Source organism: Variovorax sp. 05T418, assembly GCF_056396385.1.
Map to the genome: position 1 here is coordinate 1 of NZ_JBFTLJ010000061.1, position 421 is coordinate 421.

Consider the following 421-nt stretch of genomic DNA (forward strand, 5'->3'; position numbering starts at 1 on the left):
TGACCATAGCGACGACGTGGTACCACTCCTTCCCATCCCGAACAGGACAGTGAAACGCGTCAGCGCCGATGATAGTGCGGGTTCCCGTGTGAAAGTAGGTCATCGTCAGGCTCTTACAGCCAGGAAAAGCCCAACACGGTGTGTTGGGCTTTCCTTTTTGTGTGAGCACCCCAAAAGTGTTCACACAAAAAGGCAAGCGACACAGCGTCTCCAGGGGCGCTGCGAGCAGCTTCAGGTAGCAGACTCCCAGTGAGCGAGCTGCCAGGAGGCCAGAAGAAAAAATCTTCTTCGAAGTTGACGCGGTTTGAAAAAACAGTGCATAATCGAAGGCTCCGCTGAAGCAGCTTCAGCGTCTCGTAGCGAAGGTTGCGGGGTGCGACAAGAAGCTGAAGAAAGCGAAAAAAGTTTGACGGTACTTAAA

The 421-nt window shown here is 53.0% G+C and carries 1 rRNA gene; it reads left to right on the forward strand.

The annotated features are described in order from the left end of the window. A 5S ribosomal RNA gene (gene rrf / locus AC1DMS_RS31780) occupies positions 1 to 111 on the forward strand; the annotation flags it as partial. Positions 112 to 421: the final 310 nt, after the last annotated feature.